This window comes from Bacillus cereus group sp. N8 (genome assembly GCF_016483685.1).
Taxonomy (GTDB): Bacteria; Bacillota; Bacilli; order Bacillales; family Bacillaceae_G; genus Bacillus_A; species Bacillus_A proteolyticus.
In genome coordinates this window covers 38,506-61,774 of sequence record NZ_JAEHBK010000011.1, presented here as the reverse complement: position 1 = coordinate 61,774, position 23,269 = coordinate 38,506, and the positions used below count along the sequence as shown (strand labels likewise).

Sequence of the window (23,269 nt, the reverse complement as noted above, 5' to 3'; positions counted from 1 at the left end):
AGAAGCGAAGCCACCGAACATTCTAGCCGCTGGAGCTAGATATAACTAAAAGCGGAAGCGCCCTATTACAGGGCGCTTTTTTATCATGTACTCCCGCTCACATACCCCGCCTAGTATTCACCGAGATATATCAGCGATTTTTCAATTATATCGAACACAACTCAAATTATATCGGCGATTCTTTAAATATATCGACGTTTCGACACAACATATCGACTTACCGACAATTCCCGACAAGCATGAACCACCAACATACCCCCACTTATTGTTAGCCCGCACAAATCAGAATGCCCGCAAGTAACAAAACAAAAAAGCTATCGCACATGCGCGATAGCCATTTATTGTACATATGCAGCTAAGGCTTCTAAAGCTTCCTCTGCATCTGAACCTTCTGTTGTGATTGTAATCATGCTACCAGTTCCGATTGCTAAGCTCATAATCCCCATTATGCTCTTTGCATTAACTGTCTTTCCATCTTTCTCAATGAAAATATCAGAATGAAAGCGATTTGCCTCTTGTACAAACAACGCAGCCGGACGTGCTTGTAAGCCGTTTTTTAATGCAACTTTAACCAATTTTTGAACCACAGCTCCATTTCCCCTTTAACCTCTTATTTTTTTGCTACTGTTTCCCCCGCGCGTAATTTCTCTGCAATATCATCGATTTTACGCAAACGATGATTAATACCCGATTTACTAATTTTCCCCCCGGATACCATCTCACCTAACTCTTTCAATGTTACATCTTGATAATCTCTTCGTAACTGTGCAATTTCTCTTAATTTATCTGGCAAAATATCAAGCCCAACCGTCTCGTCAATATAGCGGATATTCTCGATTTGCCTTAGCGCTGCACCAATTGTTTTATTTAAATTAGCTGTTTCACAGTTAACTAAACGATTTACTGAATTACGCATATCGCGAACAATTCGAATATCTTCAAATCTTAAAAGTGCATTATGAGCACCTATAATATTTAAAAACTCTGTAATTTTCTCAGCTTCTTTCAAATACGTAATGTACCCTTTTCTTCTTTCCAACGTCTTACTATTTAAATCAAATCCGTTCATCAGTTCACATATAGAATCATTATGTTCCTTATATAACGAAAAGATCTCTAAATGATAAGATGATGTTTCTGGGTTATTTACTGAACCACCTGCTAAAAATGCACCTCGTAAATACGATCGTTTACAACATTTCTTCTCGATTAATTCCTGCGATATATTTCGAATTAACGAAAAGTCATCTCGAACAATACGAAGATCTGCTAATATTTCGCGAGACTTCTCAACAAGCCGCACGATATATACATTATTTTTCTTCAATCGCATTTTTTTACGAACAAGTAATTCTACCGTCACATCATATCCTTTTTTCAAAAGCGTATAAATCCTTCTTGCGATTGCTGCATTTTCCGTTTGAATATCGATAGATAAGCGACGGTTTGAAAAAGAAAGCGACCCGTTCATTCGAAGCAACGCTGATAATTCAGCTTTCTCACAGCATTCCTTCATTTCAAGGTTGGTCAACTCTTTCTTGGTTTCCGATGCAAATGACACAGTCAACACCTCCTTATACGATTATTTTGGAACAAAAATCTTGTCCTATATGAATGAGGAGCGTTACCTCAAACGAGGCAACGCACATTTATAGCAGTGAATATAAAATAGAAGCTAACTTTAATGTATCATGTCTTACAACACGCTCATCATACTTCGCTAATTGATCTTGAATGATTTCGATATTATTTGCAGCAAAACGATCTGTATCCACTACAACTGGTCCCGACATTTCTTCCTCATATAACTTACGTAATTCACAAGGAATATCACGATTATTTACAATTGCAGTGTCGATAAATGGTTTACCTAAATGATCATGTAACGCCTGCACATGATCGAACGCAGTATACCCCATCGTTTCACCCGCTTGCGTCATAACATTACACACATATACCTTCTTTGCTTTTGCAGCAAGAACAGCGTCCCCAATTTTATTAACAACTAAATTCGGTAATATACTCGTGTACAGACTTCCTGGACCGAAAACAAGTAAATCAGCCCGTTTAATTTCCATCAACGTTTCATATAGCGGTTCTACATCTTCTGGAGTTAAAAAGACACGATTAATCTTCTTCCCGAAATATGGGATCTTTGATTCACCTGTTACAATTTCCCCATCTTCTAACTCTGCATGAAGTACCGCACTTTGGTTCGCTGCTGGCAATACACGTCCTCTGACATTTAATACTTTACTTGTCTCCGTAATCGCGTGGTAAAAGTCTCCTGTAATCGAAGTCATACCTGCCAATAATAAATTTCCTAACGCATGACCTTTCAGTCCGTCTCCAGTTGTAAAACGGTGCTGGAATAAAGCTTCCACTAATGGTTCTACATCCGATAACGCAACAAGTACGTTACGAATATCACCTGGGGGTGGAATTTCTAGCTCATCACGTAGTCTACCTGAACTGCCTCCATCGTCGGCTACTGTTACAACTGCCGTAATATCAACAGGATATTGTTTTAATCCTCTTAATAAAACAGAAAGTCCAGTTCCTCCTCCCATGATGACAATTTTAGGTTTTCTCTCTTTTTTCATCCCTTAATGGCCCTTTCTCTTCTCCACATCACGATGAGATACATGAACGCTATACTCTGGTTTCAAATGTTTCCCAAGGTACTCTGTAAGCGTAACAGAACGATGTTGTCCCCCTGTACATCCAATCGCAATTACAAGTTGACTCTTACCTTCTCTTTTATAATGAGGCAGCATGAAAGTAATAAGATCCGTCAATTTCTCTAAAAACTTATGTGTCTCATTAAATTTCAGCACATACGACGAAACTTCTTCATCCAGTCCTGTTAATGGCTTCATATGTGGAATGTAGTATGGATTTGGTAAAAAACGAACATCAAATACTAAATCAGCGTCAATTGGAATTCCGTACTTAAATCCAAATGACATAACATTTACACGGAACGCTTGCTCAGTTTCTGTTGAGAATATGTGAACAATTTTTTCTCTTAATTCTTTCGGTTTCAAATCTGATGTATCAAGCACAATATTCGCACGCGCCTTCATATCAGTTAATAGACCACGCTCAGCTTCAATTCCCTTTAACGGCAAGCCAGTTGGCGCAAGTGGATGCGAACGTCTCGTTTCTTTATAACGAGTTACAAGCGTGCTATCTTTCGCATCTAAAAATAAAATATGAGGGATAATCCATGTACGTTCTGATAAATCATCAAGCGCTCCCCATAAATACTCAAAAAACTCTCGGCCACGTAAATCAATACCGAGTGCCACTTTATTCATTTTACCTTTTGAATCCGCCATAAGTTCAATAAACTTCGGCAATAACATCGGTGGTAAATTATCTACACAAAAATATCCTAAATCTTCAAAACTTTGTAACGCTACCGTTTTTCCAGCTCCAGACATCCCTGTAATAATTACCATTTTTATATCATTATTCTCTGTCATCGTATCCTCTCCTTGCAGATTTAACTCGGATCTAATCGATATGAAAGCAACTCAAAATCTGGGGTATATACAAATGTACCGTAGATTATACCATTCCCTTTAATTAAATAATCAATAATGTGATAATCTCCTGGTGCCATTGCTAAGTCATCAATTTTATCAAATGTATGCCAACCAATGATGCCTTCTTCGCTCTCTAATTTGTTTTCTCCTGCAAAATCTGTTGCTAAAAAGGAGAACATCATCCATTCAGAAACAACCTTATCACCTTCTTGGATGACGAAGGTGAAGACCCCTTTTAATGCTGGGTTCTTTAAATAAATACCTGTTTCTTCACGATACTCGCGAACAACGGAATCTCTTACCGTCTCACCACGCTCCATCTTTCCGCCTGGTGCAACCCACCAATTTCGGCGAGGTTTTTGGAGTAAGAGTACTTCATTATCTCTAATTAACACACAGTTTGTCACTCTTTGCATGTTTCTTCACCTCAGCTACTTGCAGCAAAATTTCTCACTGCATACTCATTTCATTATACTATCAAAAACAGTTTGCTACAACGAAGGTGCCAGTCCCCTTTTGCTAAGTAATTGTAAAAATTTTTTCTATAACAAGCAATCAAAATGCCTTACTTCCCATGAATAGCACATAAAAATCCCCTTAACGTTTTTACCGTTAAGGGGACGAAAAATCCTTATTTCTTACCGAAATAAGTAACGACCGCAAATCCTAAAATAAAAGTAATAATTGAACTTACAATTGAAATTCCACCAGTCGGAATGCCAGGGAACACAATGACAATTGAACCGATAACAAGTCCAATAATTGCCGCAAATGTCATACTTTTATAACGATCTAATAAAAAGCTAATCCCTTTACTACTTACAACAAATCCAACCATAACGCCAGCACCGATAACCGCGATTAATGGTAAATTGAGTGTAGTTAAAGCGTTAATTGCTGTCGGGTACACACCAATAATTAATAAAATAAACGATCCGCTAATTCCAGGAAGAAGCATAGCCATACTAGCCATCCATCCTGCGAAAAATAAACCAATTGCATTTAAAATTGTTAACGTCGTAATTGGATCAGCTGCCTTATCTGGTTTAAAAAATGCTGTTATCGCAACAAGAATTGCTGCAATTATTAATAAGACAATATGACCACCTTTAAACGTTGCCTTTGCATCCGCTTCTCTCATTAACATCGGTAATATACTAATAATTAAACCGAGGAAGAAAAATTGAGTCGGTTCATAATGATTTGCTAATAAATATTTAATAACGTGACTTAACGTTAGAAAAGCTGCCGCTACACCCGCTGCAAGTGGGATTAAAAATGCTAAATGTTTTTTCCATTCGCGACTAAAGAATCCGCTAATTGCTGCCAGCAATTGTTCATAAATCCCTAACACAACAGCGATTGTTCCGCCGCTCACACCAGGAATTAAATCACTAACGCCCATACAAAATCCACGATATATATTACGCCATTCCATACTGAATAAATTCCTCATTTCTTATAGTGATTTTTTCCGTAAATTCTAGTATAACAATAAGAAACATTAAATTCTTAATTATTTTTGACAAAAGTTTGACATTTGAACAAAAAAAGAAAGCCACCCATCGGTAGCTTTCTTCTCAAAAGGAAAAATCCCCTTATTTTTCTGTTACAGTTTTTAATCCTTCTAATAACTCTTCTACGTAGTGCTGTGCACTCTGCGCTGCAATACTACCATCGCCTGTTGCAGTTACAATTTGACGAAGCATTTTTTCACGAACATCACCGGCTGCGAAAATACCAGGAACTTTCGTTTCCATACGCTCGTTCGTTTCAACATAACCATTTTCATTTGTAATACCTAACTCAACAAACGGTTTTGATAATGGTAGCATACCGATGTATACGAAAACGCCGTCAGTTTTAACTTCTTGTTCTTCTCCACTGTTTACATCTACAAGTGTTACGCTTCCTACTTTACCATTTGCATCGTTAATTTCTTTAATCGTGTGATTCCAAATGAAATCTACTTTCTCATTTTGGAAAGCACGATCTTGTAAAATTTTCTGTGCACGAAGAGTGTCACGACGGTGAACGATCGTTACTTTTGATGCGAAGCGTGTTAAGAACACACCCTCTTCAACAGCAGAATCTCCGCCGCCAATAACAACAAGTTCTTTCCCTTTAAAGAATGCACCATCACATACTGCACAATATGATACACCGCGGCCACCAAGTTCCGCTTCGCCTGGCACACCAATTTTTTTATACTCTGCACCGCTTGCAACGATAATTGCACGTGTTTTATATTCTTTTTTACCAGCAATAATTGTTTTGTATTCTTTGCCATCGATGATTTCTTTCACATCACCGTATGCATATTCAGCACCAAATTTCTTCGCATGCTCAAACATTTTATTTGATAAGTCTGGTCCTAAAATAGACTCATAACCTGGATAGTTCTCTACATCTTCTGTATTTGCCATTTGTCCACCTGGAATACCACGCTCAAGCATCAATGTGCTTAAATTCGCACGAGATGTATATACCGCAGCTGTCATACCAGCTGGTCCTGCACCAATAATAATGACATCATAAATTTTTTCTTCTGACACACTATTCACTCCCATTCATTCATACACATTAAGTTACCCTCATTATACTGTTAGCATCACTTTTTTCCCAATGATTTGCCTATCCTACGTGTGCGTGCGCTTAACAGCCTGCACATACTTTCGTACAGTCGCTACAGATACATTATATACATCACCAAGCTCTGCCTGTGTCATCTTATTTCTTTGTTCGCCGCGCACAATGTATTCAATTGCCGCTGACCAACCGTACACATTTGTAAAAGTCGCTCCAGATGTATATAAACGTATGAACGTACAAAACCAAAAGTTTAAACACTCTTCGATTAATTCATCGTCTTTTTTCGTATAATTGTATAATGCATCCGCGATTCGCGCGCACTGTTCAAATTGCTGTAAATCAGCTGGGATGCTTTTATGACTATTAAGTAAAAAGAAATATTTTGCAAGTTGCGATACGATTGGAACACCATTTTTCGCTTGCGTTACATCAAAGAAGAATCCAACCTTCTCTGGTGTTGACAACTCATTCATTAAATATAAAGCTAGCATTTTCTCTTCTAGCGTTGTACTTTTCTGAAATGATTTCCGTAACTCTTCAAATAAAAGATTTTGTCCTTCATCTGCTAAATTCAGTGCATTCCACGGTTCTTTTCCTTTTTTATCAGGATGCAACTCTACTACATGTTGCCACATTTTTTCAGCCACTTGCTGATCTTTCATCATATAGGCAGAATATGCAAACCAATAATAAAAACTAACGTCTCCCTCGTATCCTTGACGCTTTAATACTTTGAACCATTTATAGGCACACTCGAAATGACCAATTGTTGCAAGCGTCGTTGCAAGTTTCAAACGATGTTCAAATGAAATCGGATATACTGAAACGAGCTGTCCCGCTAATGCTTCTACTTGTTTATGTTCTCCAATTGAATATAGAAAAATAAGCGTATTACAAAGCGCATGAATATTACCAGGATTTTCCTCTAAAATCATTTCTGTTAACTTAAGCGCTTGATCTACATTACCTGATTGGAAATGTGCAATCGCTAAATTATTATGACCCGACCAAAATTCTGGATATTCTTTCGTAACAACTTCTAGTGTAGCAATCGCCTCTTCTAATTGTCCGTTACGAATGTAACGGTTCGCTTCTTCCTGCATAACAATTAACTCATCTTCATCTTCAATCTCTTCCGCACCCATTGCTTCTTCTTCCATAATCTCAAGCAAATCTAACGTATCTTCTACAAACTCCTTCTCTTCCGCAACTTCTAAATATTGCTCTGCATACTTTTTTGCCTGTTGAAACAAGCCCATATATGCATAATTATTTGCAATAAAATAATAGCATTGCTCAAGTTCCGGATTGGATCTAACAAGCTTTAGAAATATCTGATTCGACTCTTGATATTCACCAGATTCAGATAATGCTATTGCTAGTTGGCATAAAATAAACGGCTCCTTCTCGCTTTGTGCCGCTCTTCGAAAATATTTAATTGCATCTTGCAATTTTTGCCCTTTATAAGCCCTCATCCCTTTTTTATAAAAGAAGTCCGCTAATTGATTAAAAGAGATAACTTGTCCGTTCTCCTTATATATTCTTTGATTTTTCCCCATATATCCTCCAGTTTTTTGTTTTCTTCGTTCACACATTCTTCTATCTATAAGTATAAACGATTCCGTAAAAAACAAAACAGTATATTATAATCAATTATTTCCTTTTTATTCATAAAAAGAGAAGGGAAATGTTACATTTTTAACATCAACCTTCTCTAGTGGCCATTTCCTCTTTCGTATAAATAATACGCATCGGATTTCCGCCTACGAAAGCGCCCTCTGGTACATCTTTATGGACAAGTGTGCCAGCAGAAACGATAGCACCATCTCCAATCGTTACACCTGGTAAAATTGTCGTATTCGCTCCAATCATAACTTCATTCCCTATGATGATTTCTCCGAGTCGATACTCACGAATTAAATATTCATGCGCTAAAAGCGTTGTATTATAGCCGATAATTGAATTGTCTCCCACAGTAATCTTTTCTGGAAACATAATATCTGGCATTACCATAAGTGCAAACGAAGTTTTCTTTCCTACCTCCATCCGCAAAAACGTGCGATACAACCAATTCTTCACGGATAAAACGGGCGTGTAACGTGCGATTTGGATAATAATAAAGTTTTTCATTACCTTCCAAAAAGAAACTGTTTTATACACATTCCACAATGAATTCTCTCCTGAAACAGGATAGCGCGTTGTCCGTCGCACTTAACTCTCTCCTCTACTAAAAAAAGTGAAACTTGAAGTTAGTAGAGAAACATTTCCCCTACTTGCTTACTTGGACCTTTATGAACGGTTCATATTAGACAAAATCGGTAGTAAATCACTCATTTTATCTAGCATAAAGTCCGGTTTGTAAGCCTCTAAATACGCTCTACCTTTCAATGTCCATGAAACCGCTACTGTTTTCGTACCTGCATTTTGTCCACCGACGATATCATGATGATTATCACCAACCATCAATGTTTCTTCTGGTTTTGCATCTAATAATTTCAATGCTTTTTGAAGTGGTTCTGGATGTGGTTTCACATGTTCCACATCATCAATCGTCACGACAACATCAAAAAATTGATCAAGTTTTGAAAGCTTTAATCCCATTTCAACCGTCTGTCTCGCTTTCGTTGTAACGATACCGATTTTATAGCCTTGCTTCTTCAATTCTTGAACAGTTTCATATACAGTCTCATATTCTTCCACTAACTCATCATGATGCTCATGATTAAATTGGCGATAACATGCAATCATTTCTTCAACCTTACTTGTATCCATCTTACTAAAAGTGTCATGCAAAGATGGACCGATAAATGCCAATACATCTTCACGCTTATATTGATTTGGATAATATGTATGTAACGTATGTAAAAAAGAAGAGATAATAAGTTCATTTGTATTAATTAACGTTCCATCTAAATCAAATAACACTGTATTTATTTTCATCGTCCTTAATCCTTTCATTACCTGAATATGAAAGAAGCAGCATCTTATATAAGATGCTACTTTTCTCTAATTTTCTAAATATCTTTTATCAGCTTGCCCCATCTTTCGTCTCACAATAATGAAAATGATAGAAATAACAACAATTCCAATAGACATTACTTGTGCAATACGAAGTGGTCCTAACATTAAACTATCTGTACGCAAACCTTCTACGAAGAAGCGTCCAACTGAATACCAAATTAAATATGTGAAGAATAGTTCCCCGCGGCGTAAATTCGCTTTTCGTAACGCGAGTAGTAAAATAACACCTGCAAAGTTCCATAATGATTCATATAAAAACGTTGGGTGATAATACACACCATCAATATACATTTGATTAATAATGAAGTCCGGTAAATGAAGACCTTCTAAAAACTGTCTCGTTACTTCATCACCATGCGCCTCTTGGTTCATAAAGTTTCCCCATCGGCCAATTGCTTGTCCTAGTAAAATACTTGGCGCAGCAATATCCGCTAACTTCCAGAATGAAAGCCCGCGTCGTTTCGCAAAAAGTATCCCTGTAATAACAGCCCCGATTAAACCACCGTGAATCGCCAAACCACCTTGACGAATATTAATAATTTGACTCGGATTTTGCGAATAATATTCCCATTCAAAAATGACATAATACATTCTCGCAAAAAGAATGGCAATTGGTACTGCGATTAATACAAGATCGATAAATGTATCTTTGTGAATACCTAGCCTTTCTCCCTCGCGAGTCGCTAGCCAAAGACCTAATAGCACACCTGTACCGATAATAACCCCATACCAATAAACAGGGAACGGTCCGAGCTGAATTGCTACGCGGTCAAGCTGTGGTACGGAACCTAGCAGCATATGTATGACCTCCCTCTCCAGAGTCTACTCTTGATTTCCTAACTCAATCGCACTCATTAATCGTTCAGAGAACTGCTGTGCCGCATTGACTCCCATGCGTTTTAATCTGAAATTCATCGCTGCTACTTCAATAATAACAGCCAAGTTTCGACCAGGACGAACTGGAAGTGTAATCTTCGTAAGTTCTGTATCAATAATCTTCATCTTCTCTTCATCAAGACCTAAGCGATCATAATTTTTCTTTTGATCCCAAATTTCAAGATTAATAACAAGTGTAATACGCTTATAATTTCGTACCGCCCCTGCACCGAATAACGTCATTACGTTAATGATACCTAGACCACGAATTTCTAATAAATGCTCAATTAAATCAGGTGAGCTTCCTACTAATGTGTCTTCATCTTCTTGACGAATTTCCACGCTATCATCTGCGACTAAACGGTGACCACGTTTTACAAGCTCCAGTGCTGTCTCACTTTTCCCGACACCACTTTGACCTGTAATCAAAACACCAACGCCATAAATATCTACTAACACACCATGAACAGCTGTTGTTGGCGCTAACTTACCTTCCAAGTAGTTTGTTAAACGACTTGATAATCTCGTCGTCGTTTGAGCAGAACGTAATAAAGGCACGCCTGATTCACGTGATGCTTGTAATAACTCATCCGGTACATCTTGATTACGAGTTACAATAATACATGGCGTCTCCTCAGTACAAAGCGCTTTCATTCTCTCTTGCTTTTGTTCTGTCGTTAACGTATCAAAGAACGTAAGCTCCGTTTTTCCAAGAAGCTGCACGCGATCAGCTGGATAATATGTAAAAAATCCTGCCATTTCAATTCCAGGTCGTGATAAATCACTTGTATCAATCGGACGATGAATCCCTTCTTCACCACTTACTAACTCCAATTGAAATTGTTCAATTAAATCTTTTGTCCTTACTTTCGGCATATGTATAAACCTCCACTCCGCTGCGGGTTCAGTCTCATTTGATGTAAAATTCCATTCTATCGGATATTGTACCATTTTTTTCTGGAAACAAGAAATACGGTTTCTAATAAATAGAAAAAAACATTTCATACGAATCATGAAATGTTTTTCTTTTTGTCATTTTCTCTTTTTTTCGTATAACGGTTCAACAATTGCCTTTTCGATTATCATATTAAAAATCGAAATACAAATTGCCGCAACAATCGCTACACCAAATCCTGATATATTAAATGCGTCTCCCAATAATGAATCTGCCATTTTTAACGTAATCGCATTAATAACAATTAAGAAGAAACCAAACGTTATAACAGTAATCGGTAGCGTAATTAAAATTAAAAACGGCTTTACGAACACATTTAAAACCGCCAATATAATACTCGCAATAATTGCCGTTTGTATATTTGCTATGTAAAATGCGTCTGGTGCAACCCCTTTTAAAAGTCCGGATACAGCAATTAACACAACGCTATTTACAAGAAGTGATACAATCCATCTCATTTCGTTACACATCCTTTTAACATATATATTTCATCATACGCTAATAGTTAATAAACGCAAGTATCCTACAAACACTTATACCAACTTATTCTATTCTATATGCTTGTATACCTACTAACACTCTTACCCGTTTTCCTTTGCAAAATAAAAACCAAGTGTACTTCCCACTCGGTTTTCATAAATAAACTTATTGCGATAATTCTACTTCTTTTATCTTCTCTTTCATTCTTGCTTTATCACGATTTAAAATCTCTTTTAAATACTTACCTGTATACGAGCGTTCTTCTTTTACTACTTGCTCTGGAGTTCCGGAAGCAACGATTTGTCCGCCTTTGTCTCCGCCTTCTGGTCCAAGGTCAATGATATAATCCGCTGTTTTAATAACATCTAAATTATGCTCAATTACAAGTACTGTCTCGCCACTCTCAACAAGACGTTGCAACACTTCTAGAAGACGTGCAATATCATGGGCATGTAAGCCAGTCGTTGGCTCATCTAAGATGTATAACGTACGCCCTGTAGAACGACGGTGCAATTCAGAAGCTAATTTCACACGCTGCGCCTCGCCGCCTGATAACGTCGTAGCTGGTTGCCCTAATTTCATATAACCAAGCCCTACATCTACAAGCGTTTGAAGTTTACGCTTAATTTTCGGGATATTAGCAAAGAACTCTACCCCATCTTCAATCGTCATTGCTAATACTTCAGAAATGTTCTTATCTTTATATTTAACTTCCAACGTTTCACGATTATAACGTTTACCGTGACAAACTTCACACGGAACATACACATCTGGTAAGAAATGCATTTCGATTTTAATAATTCCATCACCGCGGCACGCTTCACAACGGCCACCTTTTACGTTAAAACTAAAACGTCCCTTTTGATATCCGCGTACTTTCGCTTCATTCGTTTGTGCAAACACATCACGAATATCATCGAATACACCCGTGTACGTCGCTGGATTAGAACGTGGTGTACGACCAATTGGCGATTGATCAATATCAATAACTTTATCTAACTGCTCAAGACCCTTAATTTCTTTATGAGCCCCTGGCTTCGCTTTCGCTTTATATAGCTTTTGAGCTAACGCTTTATATAATACTTCATTAATCATCGTACTTTTTCCAGATCCAGATACGCCTGTTACTGCTACGAATGTACCTAGAGGGAATGACATTTTCGCGTTTTTCAAGTTGTTTTCTTTCGCACCGACGATCTCCACTTTACGTCCGTCACCTTTACGTCTTTCAAGTGGTACTGGAATGAACTCTTTACCGCTTAAATATTTCCCAGTTAATGAATTCTCGTCTTGCATCACTTCAGCTGGTGTACCCGCTGATACAACTTGACCACCATGAATACCTGCACCCGGTCCGATATCAAGTAAATAATCAGCAGCCATCATCGTATCTTCATCATGCTCAACGACAATTAACGTATTTCCTAAATCACGCATTTCCTGCAATGTACGAATAAGACGATCATTATCACGTTGATGCAAACCGATAGAAGGCTCATCAAGAATATAAAGCACACCCGTAAGACGAGAACCAATTTGCGTCGCTAAACGAATACGCTGCGCCTCACCACCTGATAAAGTTCCTGCAGCACGACTTAACGTTAAATAATCTAAACCAACGTTCACTAAGAACCCAACGCGCTCCTGAATTTCTCTTAAAATTAAATGAGCAATTTTTTGTTGTTTCTCCGTTAACTCAACATTTGAGAAGAATTCCTGTACTTCTTGAACAGAATATTTCGTTACGTCAGCAATCGTTTTATCACCAACGAAAACAGCTAAACTCTCAGGCTTTAATCGTCCGCCTTTACACTTCGGACAAGCTTGCTCTGCCATATATTTCTCCATTTGCTCACGAACATAATCAGAACTCGTCTCACGATAACGACGCTCGATATTCGGAATAACACCTTCAAATAAAATCTCATTTTCCTTTACTTGACCAAATTCATTCACATAGCGGAAATAAACTTTCTCTTCCCCGCTTCCGTACAATACTTTATCAAATAAATCTTTCGGTATATCTTTCACAGGCATATCCATATCAACGCCGTAGTGATTACATACAGATTGTAAAAGTTGCGGGTAATATTGTGAACTTGTCGGTTCCCACGGAGCAATCGCATGTTCATTTAATGATAAATCCCAGTTCGGAATAACAAGCTCTAAATCTACCTCTAGCTTTGAGCCAAGTCCATCACAAGAAGGACATGCACCGAACGGACTATTGAATGAGAACATGCGCGGCTCTAATTCTCCAATTGAAAAACCACAATGCGGACAAGCATGATGCTCACTAAATAAAAGTTCTTCTTCTCCCATAACGTCGATTAAAACTCGGCCCCCGCCAAGCTTTAAAGCACTTTCGAGTGAATCTGCAAGACGACTCGCAATTCCTTCTTTTACAACAATACGGTCAATTACAACTTCTATAGAATGCTTCTTATTTTTATCTAACGTAATCTCTTCAGATACATCAAGCATTTCACCATCGACACGTACACGAACATAACCTTGCTTCTTAATATCTTCAAGCACTTTTACATGTGCACCTTTACGCCCTGACACGATAGGTGCTAGCACTTGCAGCTTCGTACGTTCAGGATATTCGAGAACACGGTCTACCATCTGTTCTACTGTTTGCGATGTAATTTCAATTCCATGATTCGGACAAATTGGTGTACCAATTCGCGCAAATAATAAACGCAAATAATCATAAATCTCCGTTACCGTTCCAACCGTTGAACGCGGGTTACGACTCGTCGTTTTTTGATCAATTGAAATCGCTGGAGATAAACCTTCAATCGTATCAACATCCGGCTTATCCATTTGCCCTAAAAACTGACGTGCATACGCAGATAACGATTCTACGTATCTGCGCTGCCCTTCTGCATAAATCGTATCGAATGCTAACGATGATTTTCCTGAACCAGACAATCCCGTCACAACAACAAGCTGATTTCTCGGAATGGTTACGTCAATATTTTTTAAATTATGCGCTCTAGCACCTTTTACAACAATAAAATCTTTACTCACTATTTTCACCCTTCCGCTTTTAATTCTAATAGTAAATCTCTTAATTCAGCTGCACGCTCGAAATCTAACGCTTTTGCTGCTTCTTTCATCTCTGCTTCCATCTTCGCAATTGTATTTTCACGTTCTTTTTTCGTCATCTTCTTAGCTGGTGTTGCTTCATATGTTTCCGTATCCTCAGCTGCTGTTGTCGCACGAATAACGTCACGTACTCCCTTTTGAATCGTCTTCGGCGTAATACCATGCTCTTCATTGTAAGCTTCTTGTATAGTACGACGACGCTGCGTTTCTTCAATTGCAATTCCCATTGATCTCGTTATACGATCTGCGTACATAATAACGCGGCCGTTTGCATTACGCGCCGCACGACCAATTGTTTGAATTAATGAACGCTCTGAACGCAAGAATCCTTCCTTATCAGCATCTAAAATAGCTACAAGTGATACTTCTGGAATATCTAATCCTTCTCGTAATAAGTTAATACCGACAAGTACATCAAATTTACCAAGACGAAGGTCACGAATAATTTCAATACGTTCTAACGTTTTAATTTCAGAGTGAAGATAGTTCACTTTAATTCCTACATCTTTCAAGTAATCTGTTAAATCCTCTGACATTTTTTTCGTTAAAGTCGTAATTAATACACGTTCATTTTTCAAAATACGATCTTGAATTTCTCCTAACAAGTCATCAATTTGACCTTCAATTGGTCGTATATCAATTGGTGGATCTAAAAGCCCTGTTGGACGAATAATTTGTTCTATTACTTCTGGTGATTGCTCTAATTCGTATGGTCCTGGTGTTGCCGAAACGTAAATAACTTGATTCGTTTTCTCTTCAAACTCATCAAACGTGAGCGGTCTATTGTCTAAAGCTGATGGCAGACGGAACCCATGATCCACAAGCACTTGCTTACGCGCTTGGTCTCCGTTATACATCGCTCTTACTTGCGGCACCGATACGTGCGATTCATCCATAACAATTAAGAAATCCTCTGGAAAATAGTCTAACAGTGTATATGGTGTTGAACCTGCTGGACGAAGTGTTAATTGACGGGAATAGTTTTCAATCCCTGAACAAAAGCCCATCTCACGCATCATTTCTAAATCATAGCGTGTACGTTGTTCTATACGCTGCGCTTCTAACAATTTACCGTTATCATTTAATTCTTTTAAACGTTCTTCTAATTCTTTTTCAATATTTTCAATAGCAACCTTCAGCTTTTCTTCACGTGTAACGAAGTGAGATGCCGGGAAGATTGCTACATGATCACGTTCTGCTAATACTTCACCCGTTAATGCATTTACTTCTCGAATACGATCGATTTCATCACCGAAAAATTCAATTCGAATACAATGCTCGTCAAGCGATGCCGGGAAGATTTCAACTACATCTCCGCGCACACGGAATGTACCACGCTTGAAATCAATATCATTACGTCCATACTGTACATCAACAAGTTCACGAAGCAATTGATTACGATCCTTTTCCATACCAACTCGAAGTGAAACAACTAACTCGCGGTATTCTTCCGGTGAACCTAAACCGTATATGCACGACACACTCGCAACGATAATAACATCATCTCGTTCGAATAAAGAAGACGTTGCTGAGTGACGTAATTTATCGATTTCATCATTAATTTGCGCATCTTTTTCAATAAATGTATCCGTATGTGGTACGTACGCTTCCGGCTGATAATAATCGTAATAACTAACAAAATACTCAACAGCATTGTTAGGAAAGAAATCTTTCAACTCACTATATAACTGTCCTGCTAACGTTTTATTATGAGCCATTACAAGTGTTGGCTTCTGCACTTCTTTAATGACATTTGAAATCGTAAATGTCTTACCCGTCCCTGTCGCTCCAAGCAACACTTGCTTTTTCTTTCCACTATTAATTCCCTCTACAAGCTTCTCTATCGCTCCCGGCTGATCACCTTGCGGGGAATATTCTGAGATAATTTCAAATGGATGTTCCAACTAAAAACCGACCTCCTCATAAAAATCTGTATTATTATTTTACCACGAATGCCCATAAAAAACCTAAAAAAACGAACAGATATTCGGTAAAGTTTTCGACAAGTTATACATAGAAAAAGGAAGGAATAAAAAACGTCCTTCCTCTATCAATTTTATTTTTTAGGTATATATAATAAGTCATATCCATTGCGCCCATTTTCATTCGCACAATCTATTAACCTATAAGCCGTTTCTGATTCACGTTGCTCTTTAACAATCCTTTTACAACTATCTTTATGTAACCCTTTATGGTCACCAGCAAATTGGTCTTGTCTATTATCTAACACATAAAGTATTTCTTTCTCACTATGCTCTAACGTTTGAAAAACCGGATCACCTTCATGTGTATAATTTACAATTCTTATTTTATCAACTTCCCCTTGTTCCACGTTCAAAACGAACTTTTCGAATTTATCTAGATTAGAAATTTCTGCCCCCTTTGCAACGACATCATTCTTCTTATCAATTGCACTGTTAGGTTGTGAGCATGCTACTAAGCTAAAGAGAACTAGGCATATAAAACCGCTTCTTTTTTCTATTATCATCCTCTCCTATAAAAATTATTTGTATACCCAAAAAGCTACTTTCCTCTATGAAAGTAGCTTCTCGTTTCCTTTCTCCTTCTTCGGAAAAATCACATATGAAAATGAAATTGCAGTATCCGCTAAAAGAATAATAGCCCACACTTGGCTTACACGGCTTGCTGCTTTATTTAAAACGATTCCTGACTCTAACCAATTGCTCCACTGTTCAAATGGAATAAATCCATACGCGAAGAAAAAGAATATATGAACAACAACGAATAAAACAAGATGTAATAACCAAGTTTTCATTTCTTGCTTCGCGTGCGCCATGCCTGTTACTTCAAGTGGTTCTTCGATAATAGGCGCCGGTTCATTCCGCCACTTCGCAACTAATTTTTGTACATATATATCTAATTTCTTCAAATCCTTTTTCCCATAAAAAACTGCATATAATAAGATGATTACCGTAATGATTTGAAAATTAGAGAACTTCCCTGTTTGATAATAGTCCAATACCCCTAAAGTTAAAATAAACACTTCATTTATGAGTAGCACAATCCCCATAATAAAGCTCGCCTTTTTCAAGCGAAATCCATACCTTAGTAAAAAGAATCCAATAGCTGATAGCCAAAATACAATCTCTGCACCAATTAAAAAGTACCATCGATATTCTGCGAGTATACTCATTTATTCCTCTCCCTTTCATCATATATACGAAAAGCCTCATCCATATATACTAGAAGCTCTTCCTCAATTGGATACATACTCATTTTTTGTGAATCTTCTTTTGACTTTCTTACTTCCCACAATTTATCTAAAAATGCTTCGTCACCATTTGCCATCTCTAAACACTTCTGCATTAATTTCTTTGTTGCACCTTGTACCTCATCACACGATGCTTCCTTACCGTCTTTCATAAAGTTACGTAATTGCTTTAATAAATCTACCCACTCTAACACATTCGGATCTTCCTCACTCATATTTGGCAAATTATGAAGTAAATCTTGCTCTTCTTTCGAAAAGACTTCATTTTGAAATATTTCACGTATACGAGGAGACTGTTTCGAAAGCTGAATGAGTTCAAACATAACTTTCCAATCCAGTTCCCCTTCTACATCTACTGAATAAACAACTGCTTGTAAAATACGTTCCATTCGATTAAATTTTTTCTGTTCTTCTTGTACAAACTTAAGTTGCTTTTCAAGCGATACTTTTAAATTGAGCTCATCCGTTATTAACATATTCGTAATCTCTTTTAATGAAAAACCCATTTCTTTTAAAAATAAAATTTGCTGCAAACGAACAACATCTCTCTCGCTATATAACCGATGTCCCCCATCAGTTTTCCCACTCGGCTTTAATAAATTGATTTGATCATAATATCGTAACGTCCTTACTGTAACCCCTGTTTCCCTCGTTAGTTCTTGAATTGAAATCAACTCCATCACCTCTTCTCCTTCATTATAAAAGGTGACGTAACGTAACTTTCAAGTAGTTTGTAAAAAAAATACAAAAAGCTGTTTATACCTTTTGTATAAACAGCTTTTATGGAAATAACCCCTTTTGTATAGTACGCCCACAAGATAAAATAATTGCCCCAACAACAACACTTGTTGCTGTTTTATGATAATGCGCTAAGACTAATAAATAGTATGATAAACCTACAGCACCAATCATAATACATACACTTGGCACTGGATTACGAGAGAAGTTTTGCATCCCCCACAAAAGTGCAAATATAGCCGTCGCAACACATAATACCGCTAATCCCATCCCGTTTCCCCTTTATGCATTTATTTGATTTCCCTTGTTGCTAATACACTCGTCAATGCCCCGCTAAAGATAAGCTTCCTATAAACCTTATAACCTCTTGCTTATTCATACATGATTAGCCTCTTTTTGATTTCTATATTTCCATTTCGGCCAATAGTTCACAAAGAAATAAACAAACTGTCCTAATACAAATAAAACAAACGGCATGCCCGCATTTCCATAAACAATTAAATTGTACAAACTCCATACCGCTAAACTCATTGTTAAAAACAACCCTAAATATTTAAACGCTTTATCCGATTGAAATCTCTCAAACTCATCTTGCATTTTCATTCCTCCTATCGCTATGCTCTTTTTCCAGCCATTACCCCTATGATGAGGCTACCAGCAAATAAGAAACTACATACAGTAAATATTTCTGGCGTAGGTATGACATCTCTGCCTATGACTTTGCTCGCACCAATGTAAACAATAAGAAGAACAAATGCGAATATAAGCGAGACATTTACATGCCTTTTTATATTTTCATTTACTCGCTCATCTGTATCTGGAAGTTCTTCTTTTTTGTACTTACGCTTTTTGTAATACACATATACAGTTAAAAGTAGAATTGCTAAAATATTACTAACTATTAGCAGTAACATCGGTATAGATGGGTCCATAATACGAACTAAAACGTCTCCTCCACATAATCCTAAGACAGTAGCGATATACAACTTTTTAGTGTCATTCATTTTCTCTCCCCTTACTCCAGCGTAAATATTTCCTCTACCTTCATCTCAAAATATTTGGCGATTTTTAGGGATAACTCTAGACTCGGGTTGTAATGATGGTTTTCAATCGCCACGATTGTCTGCCGTGTCACCTGCATCACCTTTGCCATTTCAGCTTGTGTTATATGATGTTGCTTTCTTAATTCTTTAATTTTATTTTTTACACCCATAGGCTCCACCTTCAAAAGTAAAGATATCTTTACTTAAATTATAAATATTTTTCAGTTATAAGTAAAGATATCTTTACAAATTTTCAAAAAACTCTTTTACTGAACATCTTCTCTAACGTAGTGCGATAGGAATTGCATTTATATCGGCGATTTTCCAAATATATCGACTTAACGATAAATACCGACATCCGTAGCGCTATAATCATAAGAAAAAGCTGTCCCAAAATATCTTTTGGAACAGCTTTTTCCTCTACTACATAAATCCTAATGCCCATACAAGAATATATCCAAGAATCGATAGGCAAACCGAGCCAATCAGCCCTGCTACAAATGCTTTGCTTCCTAATTTGCGGAACGTTTTAAACTCTACATTTAAACCGAGTCCTGCCATCGCCATTGCGATAAGCATGTACGCAATGACTACAATATATCCCGCAACAACTTCCGGGATAATCCCAAGCGAATGCACCGCACTCATTGCTAAAAATCCGAAGATGAACCAAGGAATCGGAAGATCGCGCCACGATCCTTTTTCTTTGCTTCCCTCGCTCTTACCAAACCATAATCCAATTAAAATCGCTACTGGCACAAGCATCGCTACGCGCGTTAATTTCACAATAACCGCGATGTCTACAGCCGTGCTACCGCCTGGCGCTGCAGCCGCAATTACGTGAGCAATTTCATGCAGCGTCGCCCCTGAGAATATACCGTAACCGTACGGAGATAAGCCGAGCACTGGGTATAATAGCGTATAAATAAGTGTAAATATCGTACCTAAAATTGCAATAATCGCTGCCCCAACTGCCGTTTCTTCATCTTTCGCTTTCACTTGCGGTGCAATTGCCACGACCGCTGCCGCACCGCAAATTGCCGTCCCGCATGCTGTTAAAATCCCAAGTTTCTTTTCTACTTTAAATACTTTCGTTAGTCCATATACAACGAAAATGGTAAATGTAATGACAACCGCTGCGATGACCAATACTTTCGGCCCAGCCTTCGCAATATCTACAAGATTTAACCGCATTCCAAGTAAGATAATCCCGAAGCGAAGCAACTTCTTACTCGCAAAGTTCGTTCCCGCTATCGCTTCTTGAGGAATCCCGATTGCCGCACGCCAAACCATCCCGATTAGAATAGCGATTACTAATTGTCCCATAATATTTAAAAATGGAAGCTCTGCTAAATATTTCGCGGCAATGGCAATCAATAACGTAATCCCAATACCTTGCGAAAATCCAAAGCCCTTCTTCTTTTGTATAACAAGTGTTTGTTCCACCTTGTACCACCCCAATAATCATATTGGAACATGCATGTTCTTTCTACTTACATTATAAGAGAGTTTTAATAATAAGTTTAATATCAATATTGAATCTCTATCATCATAAATACTTATGATAAAATAAAATCAAAAATAAAGGGGCCTAACAAATGAACGTCGATATTTTAAAGATCTTTGTTACTGTCGTTGAGCAAAAACATTTCTCTCGTGCTGCGGAACTATTAAACCTTTCACAACCCGGCGTAAGCATGCACATACGTAACTTAGAAAACGAATTTGGAACTACACTCATTCAGCGCTCCCCGAAGCATGTCCAAGTTACGGAAGCCGGAAACATATTATACATACATGCAAAACAAATGCTCTCTCTTTATGAAGAAGCAAAACAAGAAATTAACGAACTACATAACGTTGTAACAGGGACACTTCGCATCGGTGCTAGTTTTACAATTGGCGAATATTTGCTTCCAAAAATACTCGCTAACTATGCGAATGAAAATCCACACGTCGAAGTTCATACATTTATCTCAAATACAGAAGAAGTTTTGCAAAGCCTTCGCTCTAATCAAATTGATATCGGCTTAGTGGAAGGCCAAGTCGTATACGCTGATGTAGATGTTGAAACTTTTATGCAAGATGAAATGAAACTCGTCGTCCCGCCAAACCATCCATTGCTCCATATCAAGGGGATTAACGAAAATACATTGCAAGACCAAGTCTGGGTATTAAGGGAGAGCGGTTCTGGCACACGTGCCTATAGCGATCGCTTTATACACCAACATCATTTAAAAATGAAACGCTTCTTTACATTTAGCAGTATTCAAAGCGTGAAGGAAGCCGTTGCAGCCGGTCTTGGCATCGCTATCCTGTCAGATTGGACTGTTCGAAAAGAACTGTTGGCACAAGAAATATTCCACATCCCTGTTCCCAACGAAGAGCTAATCCGTCCATTCTCCATCGTGCGCGGCAAATATTTTATCCCGTCTAAAGCTATTCAAGTCTTTTTAAAACACGTAGATTCTTTTGCGAAAAAACAAAGTTGACCTTCACATTAGTGTGAAGGTTTACAATACATGTAAAAGGAGTGAAACGCATTGCGAATTGGAGAGTTATCAAAAGAAACTGGGGTTAGCGAAAGGGCATTAAGACATTATGAAGAAAAGGGATTACTCCCTTCGAAACGCCTAGCAAATGGCTACCGTGATTTTGATGAAAGTGCAATCGAAAAAGTAGAGCTGATTCAAATGTACTTGCAAATCGGCTTAAATTTAGAAGAAACCGAACGAATGCTACGTTGCCTCGAAATCGAGCCACATCTCTACGAAAATCCGTGTAGTAGTATCCTTGCACTTTACGAAGACAAACTTGATGAGGTAACAAAGCAAATTACATTACTTTCCAACATTCAAACGAATTTACAAAAACACGTTTCACTCCTAAAACAAGCAAAAGAAAAGGGATGATTACATGTTTGTTATACATGGCAGTTCAAGACAAAACGGAAATACGGAAGCTTTAACACATATGGTGATTGATGGGATTGAAACAGAACAAATTTACTTGCGTGATCATATTGTCCATCCAATCATAGATCAGCGACATGATGTAGAAGGATTTCAACCTGTAAATGATGACTATCAACAGTTAATTGAGCGCATGCTAGAGCACAACACGATTATCTTCGCTACACCGCTATACTGGTACGGAATGAGCGGCCACATGAAGAACTTCGTTGATCGCTGGTCACAAAGCTTGCGTGATAAATCTCTTCATTTCAAAGAAAAAATGAAAGGCAAAAAAATGTACGTTGTCATCGTTGGCGGAGACAGTCCAAAACTGAAAGCATTGCCGATTATCGCCCAGTTTCAATATATCTTTGATTTTGTTGGTTCATCATTTGAAGGGTATATTATTGGGGATGCGAATGGACTAGATGAAATCAAGAACGATGCTGAGGCGCTGGCAAAAGCACAATTGTATAATAATAAATTCAAAAATAGCACACAGAAATAAGTTTGACAAATCCATTTGTATGCGCATACAATAAAAATAATATTATGAAAGGAAGGTACTTTGACCAATGAAGTTCTAATTCTCTTATTTATTTCATCCATCACAAATAGTGAACAAAAATGATGAAAACTAGCAGAGGATTAGTCTGTCCATTTGTCGATACTTTCTTTCGAGACGATCATGTAAAAAATCGTTTATTTATGTA

General features: G+C 37.7%; 26 protein-coding genes. 3 read left to right on the top strand and 23 right to left on the bottom strand.

What is annotated here, in order from left to right; all coding sequences use genetic code 11:
• Window positions 1–338 precede the first annotated feature (338 nt).
• From JDS80_RS17160 to JDS80_RS17050, 23 genes are all read right to left on the bottom strand, one after another.
• Entirely contained in the window at window positions 339–587 is a 249-nt protein-coding gene (locus tag JDS80_RS17160; protein WP_002124065.1) for an HPr family phosphocarrier protein, read from the bottom strand.
• A gap of 23 nt (window positions 588–610) precedes the next feature.
• Window positions 611–1,561, bottom strand: a complete 951-nt coding sequence (gene whiA, locus JDS80_RS17155; RefSeq protein ID WP_071748029.1) for a DNA-binding protein WhiA — start codon at window positions 1,559–1,561, stop codon at window positions 611–613.
• 88 nt (window positions 1,562–1,649) lie between these two features.
• Window positions 1,650–2,603, bottom strand: a complete 954-nt coding sequence (locus JDS80_RS17150; protein ID WP_000712191.1) for a gluconeogenesis factor YvcK family protein — start codon at window positions 2,601–2,603, stop codon at window positions 1,650–1,652.
• Between the two features lie 3 nt (window positions 2,604–2,606).
• A complete protein-coding gene (rapZ, locus tag JDS80_RS17145; RefSeq protein ID WP_000138460.1) occupies window positions 2,607–3,488 on the bottom strand; it encodes an RNase adapter RapZ in 882 nt (293 codons plus the stop codon).
• 20 nt (window positions 3,489–3,508) lie between these two features.
• On the bottom strand, window positions 3,509–3,967 hold the full coding sequence (locus JDS80_RS17140) for an NUDIX hydrolase (protein WP_001190080.1): 459 nt from the start codon (window positions 3,965–3,967) through the stop codon (window positions 3,509–3,511).
• Between the two features lie 215 nt (window positions 3,968–4,182).
• Window positions 4,183–4,989, bottom strand: a complete 807-nt coding sequence (locus tag JDS80_RS17135) for a DUF368 domain-containing protein (RefSeq protein ID WP_071748028.1) — start codon at window positions 4,987–4,989, stop codon at window positions 4,183–4,185.
• Window positions 4,990–5,149: 160 nt separating this feature from the next.
• The gene (gene trxB, locus JDS80_RS17130; protein ID WP_044738134.1) at window positions 5,150–6,106 is read right to left on the bottom strand and encodes a thioredoxin-disulfide reductase; all 957 of its coding nucleotides are present in this window, start codon (window positions 6,104–6,106) and stop codon (window positions 5,150–5,152) included.
• A gap of 84 nt (window positions 6,107–6,190) precedes the next feature.
• A complete protein-coding gene (locus tag JDS80_RS17125; protein ID WP_098888425.1) occupies window positions 6,191–7,702 on the bottom strand; it encodes a tetratricopeptide repeat protein in 1,512 nt (503 codons plus the stop codon).
• Between the two features lie 145 nt (window positions 7,703–7,847).
• Window positions 7,848–8,354 (bottom strand): acyltransferase, encoded by a 507-nt coding sequence (locus tag JDS80_RS17120; protein WP_071748026.1) that lies wholly within the window; start codon window positions 8,352–8,354, stop codon window positions 7,848–7,850.
• Between the two features lie 78 nt (window positions 8,355–8,432).
• Window positions 8,433–9,083, bottom strand: a complete 651-nt coding sequence (gene ppaX, locus JDS80_RS17115) for a pyrophosphatase PpaX (RefSeq protein ID WP_071748025.1) — start codon at window positions 9,081–9,083, stop codon at window positions 8,433–8,435.
• Window positions 9,084–9,149: 66 nt separating this feature from the next.
• Complete coding sequence (lgt, locus tag JDS80_RS17110) at window positions 9,150–9,962, bottom strand: prolipoprotein diacylglyceryl transferase (RefSeq protein ID WP_000924237.1); 813 nt, start codon at window positions 9,960–9,962, stop codon at window positions 9,150–9,152.
• Window positions 9,963–9,986: 24 nt separating this feature from the next.
• Window positions 9,987–10,916, bottom strand: a complete 930-nt coding sequence (gene hprK / locus JDS80_RS17105; RefSeq protein ID WP_002016091.1) for an HPr(Ser) kinase/phosphatase — start codon at window positions 10,914–10,916, stop codon at window positions 9,987–9,989.
• A 156-nt stretch (window positions 10,917–11,072) separates the two neighbouring features.
• A complete protein-coding gene (locus tag JDS80_RS17100; RefSeq protein ID WP_071748023.1) occupies window positions 11,073–11,453 on the bottom strand; it encodes a phage holin family protein in 381 nt (126 codons plus the stop codon).
• Between the two features lie 187 nt (window positions 11,454–11,640).
• On the bottom strand, window positions 11,641–14,511 hold the full coding sequence (gene uvrA, locus JDS80_RS17095; RefSeq protein ID WP_071748022.1) for an excinuclease ABC subunit UvrA: 2,871 nt from the start codon (window positions 14,509–14,511) through the stop codon (window positions 11,641–11,643).
• 5 nt (window positions 14,512–14,516) lie between these two features.
• Window positions 14,517–16,493: an excinuclease ABC subunit B gene (uvrB, locus tag JDS80_RS17090; RefSeq protein WP_071748021.1), complete on the bottom strand. Its 1,977-nt coding sequence runs from the start codon at window positions 16,491–16,493 to the stop codon at window positions 14,517–14,519.
• 152 nt (window positions 16,494–16,645) lie between these two features.
• Window positions 16,646–17,077 carry a DUF4362 domain-containing protein gene (locus tag JDS80_RS17085; protein ID WP_071748020.1) on the bottom strand — a complete coding sequence of 144 codons (432 nt, stop codon included), beginning with the start codon at window positions 17,075–17,077 and terminating at the stop codon, window positions 16,646–16,648.
• A gap of 45 nt (window positions 17,078–17,122) precedes the next feature.
• Window positions 17,123–17,743, bottom strand: a complete 621-nt coding sequence (locus JDS80_RS17080) for a hypothetical protein (protein ID WP_071748019.1) — start codon at window positions 17,741–17,743, stop codon at window positions 17,123–17,125.
• Window positions 17,740–18,501: a MerR family transcriptional regulator gene (locus JDS80_RS17075; protein WP_071748018.1), complete on the bottom strand. Its 762-nt coding sequence runs from the start codon at window positions 18,499–18,501 to the stop codon at window positions 17,740–17,742. Before JDS80_RS17075 ends, JDS80_RS17080 begins: the two co-directional genes overlap by 4 nt.
• Before the next feature lie 100 nt (window positions 18,502–18,601).
• Window positions 18,602–18,829: a hypothetical protein gene (locus JDS80_RS17070; RefSeq protein WP_071748017.1), complete on the bottom strand. Its 228-nt coding sequence runs from the start codon at window positions 18,827–18,829 to the stop codon at window positions 18,602–18,604.
• A gap of 105 nt (window positions 18,830–18,934) precedes the next feature.
• On the bottom strand, window positions 18,935–19,156 hold the full coding sequence (locus JDS80_RS17065; RefSeq protein WP_199639360.1) for a hypothetical protein: 222 nt from the start codon (window positions 19,154–19,156) through the stop codon (window positions 18,935–18,937).
• A gap of 17 nt (window positions 19,157–19,173) precedes the next feature.
• Window positions 19,174–19,563 (bottom strand): hypothetical protein, encoded by a 390-nt coding sequence (locus JDS80_RS17060; protein WP_071748016.1) that lies wholly within the window; start codon window positions 19,561–19,563, stop codon window positions 19,174–19,176.
• Between the two features lie 11 nt (window positions 19,564–19,574).
• A complete protein-coding gene (locus JDS80_RS17055) occupies window positions 19,575–19,772 on the bottom strand; it encodes a helix-turn-helix transcriptional regulator (protein WP_071748015.1) in 198 nt (65 codons plus the stop codon).
• Between the two features lie 253 nt (window positions 19,773–20,025).
• On the bottom strand, window positions 20,026–21,048 hold the full coding sequence (locus tag JDS80_RS17050) for a putative sulfate exporter family transporter (RefSeq protein ID WP_199639359.1): 1,023 nt from the start codon (window positions 21,046–21,048) through the stop codon (window positions 20,026–20,028).
• A 152-nt stretch (window positions 21,049–21,200) separates the two neighbouring features.
• On the opposite strand from JDS80_RS17050, the gene JDS80_RS17045 reads away from it, so the two are divergent.
• Genes JDS80_RS17045 through JDS80_RS17035 form a run of 3 tightly spaced genes read left to right on the top strand, consistent with a single transcriptional unit; the run spans window position 21,201 to window position 23,064 of the window.
• Entirely contained in the window at window positions 21,201–22,094 is an 894-nt protein-coding gene (locus JDS80_RS17045) for a LysR family transcriptional regulator (RefSeq protein WP_071748013.1), read from the top strand.
• A 51-nt stretch (window positions 22,095–22,145) separates the two neighbouring features.
• A complete protein-coding gene (locus JDS80_RS17040; RefSeq protein WP_002016114.1) occupies window positions 22,146–22,514 on the top strand; it encodes a MerR family transcriptional regulator in 369 nt (122 codons plus the stop codon).
• A 4-nt stretch (window positions 22,515–22,518) separates the two neighbouring features.
• Window positions 22,519–23,064, top strand: coding sequence for a flavodoxin family protein (locus JDS80_RS17035; RefSeq protein ID WP_199639357.1), 546 nt, complete (start codon window positions 22,519–22,521; stop codon window positions 23,062–23,064).
• The last annotated feature ends 205 nt before the right edge of the window (window positions 23,065–23,269 follow it).

What these genes read in the sequence shown, in the direction of transcription:
- lgt (WP_000924237.1), bottom strand. Translation starts at nt 9,962, where the DNA reads ATGCTGCTAGGTTCCGTACCACAGCTTGACCGCGTAGCAATTCAGCTC.
- JDS80_RS17070 (WP_071748017.1), bottom strand. Translation starts at nt 18,829, where the DNA reads ATGGGATTAGCGGTATTATGTGTTGCGACGGCTATATTTGCACTTTTG.
- JDS80_RS17065 (WP_199639360.1), bottom strand. Translation starts at nt 19,156, where the DNA reads ATGCAAGATGAGTTTGAGAGATTTCAATCGGATAAAGCGTTTAAATAT.
- rapZ (WP_000138460.1), bottom strand. Translation starts at nt 3,488, where the DNA reads ATGACAGAGAATAATGATATAAAAATGGTAATTATTACAGGGATGTCT.
- hprK (WP_002016091.1), bottom strand. Translation starts at nt 10,916, where the DNA reads ATGCCGAAAGTAAGGACAAAAGATTTAATTGAACAATTTCAATTGGAG.
- JDS80_RS17060 (WP_071748016.1), bottom strand. Translation starts at nt 19,563, where the DNA reads ATGAATGACACTAAAAAGTTGTATATCGCTACTGTCTTAGGATTATGT.
- JDS80_RS17035 (WP_199639357.1), top strand. Translation starts at nt 22,519, where the DNA reads ATGTTTGTTATACATGGCAGTTCAAGACAAAACGGAAATACGGAAGCT.
- JDS80_RS17055 (WP_071748015.1), bottom strand. Translation starts at nt 19,772, where the DNA reads ATGGGTGTAAAAAATAAAATTAAAGAATTAAGAAAGCAACATCATATA.
- JDS80_RS17150 (WP_000712191.1), bottom strand. Translation starts at nt 2,603, where the DNA reads ATGAAAAAAGAGAGAAAACCTAAAATTGTCATCATGGGAGGAGGAACT.
- JDS80_RS17085 (WP_071748020.1), bottom strand. Translation starts at nt 17,077, where the DNA reads ATGATAATAGAAAAAAGAAGCGGTTTTATATGCCTAGTTCTCTTTAGC.
- JDS80_RS17045 (WP_071748013.1), top strand. Translation starts at nt 21,201, where the DNA reads ATGAACGTCGATATTTTAAAGATCTTTGTTACTGTCGTTGAGCAAAAA.
- JDS80_RS17080 (WP_071748019.1), bottom strand. Translation starts at nt 17,743, where the DNA reads ATGAGTATACTCGCAGAATATCGATGGTACTTTTTAATTGGTGCAGAG.
- ppaX (WP_071748025.1), bottom strand. Translation starts at nt 9,083, where the DNA reads ATGAAAATAAATACAGTGTTATTTGATTTAGATGGAACGTTAATTAAT.
- JDS80_RS17100 (WP_071748023.1), bottom strand. Translation starts at nt 11,453, where the DNA reads ATGAGATGGATTGTATCACTTCTTGTAAATAGCGTTGTGTTAATTGCT.
- JDS80_RS17135 (WP_071748028.1), bottom strand. Translation starts at nt 4,989, where the DNA reads ATGGAATGGCGTAATATATATCGTGGATTTTGTATGGGCGTTAGTGAT.
- JDS80_RS17140 (WP_001190080.1), bottom strand. Translation starts at nt 3,967, where the DNA reads ATGCAAAGAGTGACAAACTGTGTGTTAATTAGAGATAATGAAGTACTC.
- JDS80_RS17075 (WP_071748018.1), bottom strand. Translation starts at nt 18,501, where the DNA reads ATGGAGTTGATTTCAATTCAAGAACTAACGAGGGAAACAGGGGTTACA.
- JDS80_RS17125 (WP_098888425.1), bottom strand. Translation starts at nt 7,702, where the DNA reads ATGGGGAAAAATCAAAGAATATATAAGGAGAACGGACAAGTTATCTCT.